This is a genomic window from Streptomyces spongiae (assembly GCF_009377185.1).
In the GTDB taxonomy this organism is placed as follows: Bacteria; Actinomycetota; Actinomycetes; order Streptomycetales; family Streptomycetaceae; genus Streptomyces; species Streptomyces spongiae.
The window spans coordinates 1-6,952 of the sequence record NZ_VJZC01000529.1 but is presented as its reverse complement, the minus strand read 5'-3'; the positions used below and the strand labels follow the sequence as shown (position 1 = coordinate 6,952).

Genomic DNA, 6,952 nt, shown 5'->3' with positions numbered 1-6,952 from the left:
GGCAAGGAGGGGGGCGCGGCCCCGGCCCGCCCGCACCCCGACGCCGTGGCAGCGGACGCGGACGCGGTGAGGAAGCGGGACCGGCTGTCCCGCCGCTGGCAGCGGGACGTGCGCTGGAGCCCGTACGCCTTCGTGTCGCCGTTCTTCCTGCTGTTCGTGGCGTTCGGCCTGTTCCCGCTGCTCTACACGGGCTGGGCCTCGCTGCACCAGGTGGAGCTGACCTCGCCCACCGACATGAGCTGGGTGGGGCTGCGCAACTACACCCGGATCTTCGACGACGACTTCTTCTGGAACGCGGCGAAGAACACCCTCACCATCGGCATCATCTCCACCGTTCCGCAGCTGCTGATGGCGATGGGTATCGCCCACATCCTCAACTACAAGCTGCGCGCCTCGACCTTCTACCGGGTCATGATGCTCGCTCCGTACGCGACCTCGATCGCCGCCGCCGCGCTGGTGTTCGCGCTGCTGTTCGGCCGCGACTACGGAATGATCAACTGGATCCTGGGCCAGGTCGGCATCGACAACATCGACTGGCAGAACGACAAGTGGCCGTCGCAGATCGCCGTCTCGACGATCATCATCTGGCGCTGGACCGGCTACAACGCGCTGATCTACCTGGCGGCGATGCAGGCCATCCCTCAGGACCTGTACGAGTCGGCGGCCCTGGACGGGGCGAGCCGCTGGCAGCAGTTCTTCCATGTGACGCTGCCGTCGCTGCGGCCGACGATCCTGTTCACGTGTGTCGTGTCGACGATCGGGGCCAGCCAGGTCTTCGGTGAGCCGCTGCTGTTCGACGCGACCAAGGGTGCCTCCGGCGGCGCCGAGCACCAGTTCCAGACGCTGGGCCTGTACCTGTACGAGCAGGGCTGGGTGAACCAGCACCTGGGGCGTGCCTCGGCGATCGCCTGGACGATGTTCCTGATCCTCATAGTGGTCGGGATCGTCAACTACGTCATCTCGCGCCGGCTGCGCGCCAGTCATTAAGGAGTTCCGGCCGTGACGACGACTGTGACGAAACCCCCGGCCGACGCGGTGCCCGCACCGCCGAAGCGCACCCGGGGCCCCAAGTCCGCGCGGGCGGGCGGGCAGCTGCACGCCGGGCCGATCGCGTACGTGATCCTGGCCCTGTTCACCGTCGGCTCGCTGTTCCCGCTGGTGTGGACGGCGATCGCCGCCTCCCGGGACAACAACCGGCTGGCGCAGTCCCCGCCGCCGTTGTGGTTCGGTTCGGGCCTCTTCGACAAGCTGGAGGTGGCCTGGAAGGAGGCCAACCTCGGCGAGGCGTTCCTCAACACCACGATCGTGGCCGGCATCTCGGCGGTGACCATAGTCGTCCTGTCGACGATCGCCGGGTTCGCCTTCGCCAAGCTGCGCTTCAAGGGCCGTAACGCCCTGATGCTGATCGTGATCGGCACGATGATGGTGCCGCCCCAGCTCAGCGTGATCCCGCTGTACATGATGGTCGCCAAGCTGGACTGGACCGACCAGTTGCAGGCGGTGATCTTCCCCTCGCTGGTGAGCGCGTTCGGCGTGTTCTTCATGCGCCAGTACCTGATCCAGGCGCTGCCGGACGAGATCATCGAGGCGGCCCGCGTGGACGGCGCGAGCAGTTGGCGGGTGGTGTGGCACGTGGTCTTCCCGGCCGCGCGGCCCGCGATGGCCGTGCTGGGCATGCTGATGTTCGTACAGACCTGGAACGACTTCCTGTGGCCGTTCCTCGTACTGACCCAGATGGGCGACCCGACCGTGCAGGTCGCGATCGCCGGCCTGGGCCGCGGCTACACCCCCGACCAGTCCCTGATCATGGCCGGTGCGCTGCTGGGCACGCTGCCGCTGCTGCTCGTCTTCGCGATCTTCGGCAGGCAGATCGTGGGTGGCATCATGCAGGGTGCCGTCAAGGGCTGACGGCGGGTCAGCCCGCTTGAGTCCTCCTGCTGCCGGGGCGGGTCACCGTCGCCTCACCCCGGCCTTCCTCCCCCTTTCCTCCAACGGTCTGGACGACCACCGATGGGAGCGCTTCCATGCCTGAACCCATGACGCCGGTGACCTTTCCCTCCACCTTCCTGTGGGGCGCGTCGACCTCCGCGTACCAGATCGAGGGGGCGGTGCGGGAGGGCGGTCGCACCCCGTCGATCTGGGACACCTTCAGTCATACGCCGGGCAAGACGGTCGACGGCGACCACGGTGACATCGCTGTCGACCACTACCGCCGCTATCCCGAGGATGTGGCGCTGATGGCGGAGCTGGGCCTGGACGCCTACCGCTTCTCCATCTCCTGGTCGCGGGTGCAGCCGACGGGCCGCGGCCCGGCCGTCCAGGTCGGCCTGGACTTCTACCGCCGGCTGGCCGACGAGCTGCTGTCCAAGGGCATCAAACCGGCCGTCACCCTCTATCACTGGGACCTCCCCCAGGAGCTGGAGGACGCGGGCGGCTGGCCGGAGCGCGACACGGCGTACCGGTTCGCCGAGTACGCGCAGCTGGTCGGCGAGGCGCTCGGCGACCGCGTGGAGCACTGGATGACGCTCAACGAGCCCTGGTGCACCGCGTTCCTGGGCTACGCCTCCGGCGTGCACGCCCCGGGCCGTACGGACCCCGAGGCGTCCCTGAAGGCCGCCCACCACCTGAACCTGGCCCACGGCCTGGGCACGTCGGCCCTGCGGTCGGTGATGCCGGCCCGCAACTCGATCGCGGTGAGCCTCAACTCCTCGACGGTACGGACCGTGTCGCAGGACCCGGCGGACCTGGCGGCGGCCCGCAAGATCGACGACCTGGCCAACGGCGTCTTCCACGGCCCGATGCTGCACGGCACGTACCCCGAGTCGCTGCTGAAGGCGACGGAGGAGATCACGGACTGGTCGTGTGTCGCGGAGGGCGACCTGGTGCTGATCAACCAGCCGCTGGACGCGCTGGGGCTGAACTACTACACACCGGCGCTGGTGTCGGCGGCGGACGCCGCGGCCGGCGGCTCGCGCGCGGACGGGCACGGGGCGAGCGCGTACTCCCCCTGGCCGGGCGCGGACGACGTGATGTTCCACCAGCCGCCCGGCGAGCAGACGCAGATGGGCTGGTCGATCGACGCGACGGGCCTGCACGACCTGCTCATGCGGTACACGCGTGAGGCGCCGGGCCTGCCGCTGTACATCACCGAGAACGGCGCGGCCTACGACGACAAGCCCGACCCGGACGGCCGCGTCCACGACCCGGAGCGGATCGCCTACCTGCACGGCCATCTGTCGGCGGTCCGCCGCGCCATCTCCGACGGCGCGGACGTCCGCGGCTACTACCAGTGGTCCCTGATGGACAACTTCGAGTGGTCGTACGGCTACGAGAAGCGGTTCGGCATGGTGTACGTCGACTACGCCACGCTGGAGCGGACACCGAAGTCGAGTGCGCGCTGGTACAGCGAGGTGGCGCGGACCGGGACGCTGCCGCCGGTCGAAGGGGTCTGACCGGGGCGTCCTTCGGGCCCGGTCGGGGGGCCGGGCACCGGTGCGGGGACGCGGCCGTGTCGTAGGGGTCCTTCAGGACCCCTTACGGTCGCGTCCCCGCGCGGCGTTCGTCAGGCGGCCTCGTCGAGGACCTGGCGCAGTTCCCCGGGCAGCTCCAGGTCGGCGGCCGCGAGGCATTCGTCGAGCTGGGCCACCGAGCTGACGCCGATGATCGGCACGACGGCGGGCTCACCGCCGGTCAGCCAGGCCAGGACCACCTGGATCGGGGTCACGCCCAGTTCGTCGGCCACCTTGGCGAGGGCCTGGAGCCGTCGCTCGGTGCCGGGGTGGAGGTAGTGCTCCGGCAGCGGCCTCTCGGGGCGCCCGTAGGCGCCGAAGAGCAGGGTGGTGTACGCGAACATGGTCAGCCCGTGGCCGCGCACGTAGTCCAGCAGCTCGTCGCTCGCGTGGACGTGGCCGCCCTCGGGCAGCGTGGTCTTCGGCCGGGGCTGGAGGTAGGAGTAGCGCTGCTGGACGACGGTGTACGGGGTCCAGCCGTGCCGCTCGGCCAGGGACCGGGTCTCGGCCAGCCGCCAGGCGGCGTGGTTGCTCGCGCCCAGCGACCGGGCCTTGCCGTCGGTCACGGCCCGGTGGAAGGCGGCGAGGGTGTCCTCGTCGGGTGTGGTCCGGTCCTCGCGGTGCGCGTAGTAGATGTCCACGTGGTCGGTGCCCAGTCTGCGCAGGGTGCCTTCCAGCTGCTCCCGGATCACCGCGGGCGCGAGCCCCTCGGCCTGCCCGTCCGGTCCGGGGCCGGAACCGACCTTGGACGCGATGGTCAGGCGGTCACGGCCGCCCCGGTCCTGCAGCCAGCGGCCCAGCACCGTCTCGCTCTCGCCGCCGCTGCCGCCGGGGACCCAGAACGAGTAGCAGTTGGCGGTGTCGATGGTGGTCCCGCCGGCCTCCACGAACCGGTCGAGGATGGCTAACGAGGTCTTCTCGTCCACGGTGGTACCGAAGGGCATGGCGCCCAGGCACAGCCTGCTGACCGTCGTGCCGCCGCCGTCCAGGGATCGCTGTCGCATCGTTCCTCCGAGCTCGTACGTGGTGGGGTCGCGGAAGGGGTCCGCCCGCGTCTGACACGAGTGGACGCCGCTGACACCGTAGGAGAAGCGGTGGCCGGCCGGGACGCTCGCGAAACGATCTGGCCGCTTCGGACGGGCAGTCGTCCGGCGGGCGCCCCTGCCGGGTGCTCTCAGTCGGCGGGGAGCGTCAGGGTGAGGGCCTGCGCACGGTGGTCGGACATGCCGCGGCTGTCCACCATCCGGTAGGTGTGGACCTTCACCGGATCGCTGGTGAAGGCCCAGTCGAGCCGCCAGAGCGCCGGTCCGCCCGCGGGCCACGAGGTGGGGTACAGCTGGTCGTTGGCGGGCAGGGCGTCCCGCAGCCGGGTGCCGAGGCCGCGTACTTCGCCCATGGCCGCGGTGCCGTTCATGTCGCCCGCGACCACCACGGGCAAGCGGTTCTCGCCGAGGTCCTTCTCCAGGGCCCGGTAGGTCGCCTGCCGCCGGACCTCCTGGGCCCGCATGAAGGCGGTGAACTCCGCCGAGGAGGGGTCCATCGAGATGTCGAGCTGCACCGGGACGTGGATGTTGTAGAACGTCGTCGTGCGTCCGTCGATCCGCAGGTCGGTCCGCAGCACCTTGTAGCGGTAGTAGTCCGGGAACCGTCCGTCGGGCGGCCCGCCGATGTCCGGGTCGGACAGGTGGGGCCAGTTGTCCAGACCTCGCCAGTCCTCGATCGGGTACCGGGACATGGTCAGGATCTCCCCGACGGCCGCCACATGGAACCCGGGGAAGCGCTCGCGGAGTTCGGCCACATGGTCGGCGCGGATCGGGCGGTGGCCGGCGACGTCCCACGAGACGTGCTCCTGCAGCAGGTAGACGTCGGCCCGCTGCGCCTTCAGGTAGGCGTAGAACTCGTCCGGGTCGCCGCCGTCGCTCCAGTACTCGGTGTTCCAGGAGAACACCCGGACCGCCCCCTGAGGTACGGCCGACCCGCCGCCGAGACCGGGCAGCGCGTGGACGTTCAGTCCCGTCAGGGGCAGGCCGAGCAGCAGGCAGCACAGCGCGGCGGCGGCCAGCCGGAGGCGGGCGGGGCGTGCCAGCGGGGCGAGCGCCAGCAGGAGCAGCGGGACGACCGCGAACGTCAGGGGAGGCAGCAGTTCCAGCGGTCTCCACCACCAGTGCCCACCGGTGAGGACGAGGAACGACGTCAGGAACGCCGCCCACAGGGCGAGGGCGGCGGTGAGCAGCCGGGCCGCCCTCAGGCCCCGCGGCCGGGGCGGCACCGGGGCGGGGGCCGCCCCGGAGGCCGCCCCGGCCGCCCGGATCTCCTCCTTCCCGGGCGGCGTGTCCTTCGCGAGCGGTGTGCTCATGCCGTCATCCCGGGCCTCTGCTCCGGCGTCTTCAGGGTCCGCTCCCCGGCGGTCGGCCACTGGGACTCGTACAGCCGGCGGAAGCGGCCGGACACCAGCCAGTGGACGCCGCCCACCGCGATGCCCGCCGAGATGGCGACGTTCGTGGCGAAGGCCACCGAGGTGAACACGGTGAGGAAGCGCCAGCCGCGGCGGTCGCGGACGTAGCGGTACATCGGCAGGTCGCCGGCGACCGACAGGCCGGCCAGGGCCACCGGCACCGCCAGCCACCCGGGGCCGAGGAGGCCGAGCGGCAGGGTGGCGACCGCGCCGAGCGCGGCCACCGCGCCCATCGACCGGGACGCGGTCTCGAACCCCTTGGCGAAGCGCCGGCGCCGGGCGAACAGGGGGACCCTCAGCCGGGCGCGGCGGAACAGCTTGCGCAGCAGGGGCAGCAGCCTGTCGTCGTCGTCATGCCGTCCGAGGACGTCCGGGGTGACCCTGATCTGATAGCGCTCGGACATCCGCTGGCCGTAGTCGACCTCCTCGGTCTGCCGCAGCCGCGGGTTGAACGGGCCGATCTCCTGGAAGACGCGGCGCGGGATCGCGGTCAGCGAGGAGAACAGAAAGCTGACCGTGCCGAGCGAGTCCATCCGCCAGCAGTAGGCCTGGAGGACCCGGCACTCCTCGACGACGCTGTCCCGGATCAGCGGCTCGTCCTCGTAGATGCCGCACACCGCGCCGTACTCGGGGTGGGCGAGCAGTTCCTCGACGGCCTTCTCCACGGCGTCGGGGCGCAGGGCCACGTCCGAGTCGACGAAGAACAGGATCTCGCCGCGGGCGGCGGCCGCGCCCGTGTTGCGGGCCACGGCGACACCGCTGTTGCGGGGTGTCTGCAGCACGGTCACGTCCCGGCTGCGGGCGGTCCGAAGGGAGTCGTCGGTGCTGTGGTCGTCGACCACGATCACTTCCAGCGGGGTGTACGTCTGCTGGAGAGCGGCGTCGACGCAGAGACCGATCGAGTTGCCGTAGTTGTAGTTGGGGATGACGACCGACACGAGGGGTCGGGGCACGGGGGGCCTCCTGGAGGGCGCGACGGGTGGTGGGT

At 70.9% G+C, this 6,952-nt stretch carries 6 protein-coding genes; 3 read left to right on the top strand and 3 right to left on the bottom strand.

All coding sequences use genetic code 11. The features are described 5' to 3' along the window. From FNH08_RS40485 to FNH08_RS40475, 3 genes are all read left to right on the top strand, one after another. Window positions 1-987: carbohydrate ABC transporter permease (locus tag FNH08_RS40485; RefSeq protein WP_152776514.1), on the top strand; the 987-nt coding region annotated here is incomplete at its 5' end. A 12-nt stretch (window positions 988-999) separates the two neighbouring features. Further along, window positions 1,000-1,908: a carbohydrate ABC transporter permease gene (locus FNH08_RS40480; RefSeq protein WP_322726259.1), complete on the top strand. Its 909-nt coding sequence runs from the start codon at window positions 1,000-1,002 to the stop codon at window positions 1,906-1,908. A gap of 116 nt (window positions 1,909-2,024) precedes the next feature. Then, window positions 2,025-3,452, top strand: coding sequence for a GH1 family beta-glucosidase (locus tag FNH08_RS40475; RefSeq protein ID WP_194238792.1), 1,428 nt, complete (start codon window positions 2,025-2,027; stop codon window positions 3,450-3,452). A gap of 110 nt (window positions 3,453-3,562) precedes the next feature. Here the strand turns inward: FNH08_RS40475 and FNH08_RS40470 are convergent, their stop codons facing one another. The 3 genes from FNH08_RS40470 to FNH08_RS40460 form a co-directional block, all read right to left on the bottom strand. Then, window positions 3,563-4,513: an aldo/keto reductase gene (locus FNH08_RS40470; RefSeq protein ID WP_152776513.1), complete on the bottom strand. Its 951-nt coding sequence runs from the start codon at window positions 4,511-4,513 to the stop codon at window positions 3,563-3,565. Between the two features lie 170 nt (window positions 4,514-4,683). Beyond that, the gene (locus tag FNH08_RS40465) at window positions 4,684-5,865 is read right to left on the bottom strand and encodes an endonuclease/exonuclease/phosphatase family protein (RefSeq protein WP_152776512.1); all 1,182 of its coding nucleotides are present in this window, start codon (window positions 5,863-5,865) and stop codon (window positions 4,684-4,686) included. Continuing rightward, entirely contained in the window at window positions 5,862-6,917 is a 1,056-nt protein-coding gene (locus FNH08_RS40460) for a glycosyltransferase family 2 protein (RefSeq protein ID WP_322726258.1), read from the bottom strand. Before FNH08_RS40460 ends, FNH08_RS40465 begins: the two co-directional genes overlap by 4 nt. Window positions 6,918-6,952: the final 35 nt, after the last annotated feature.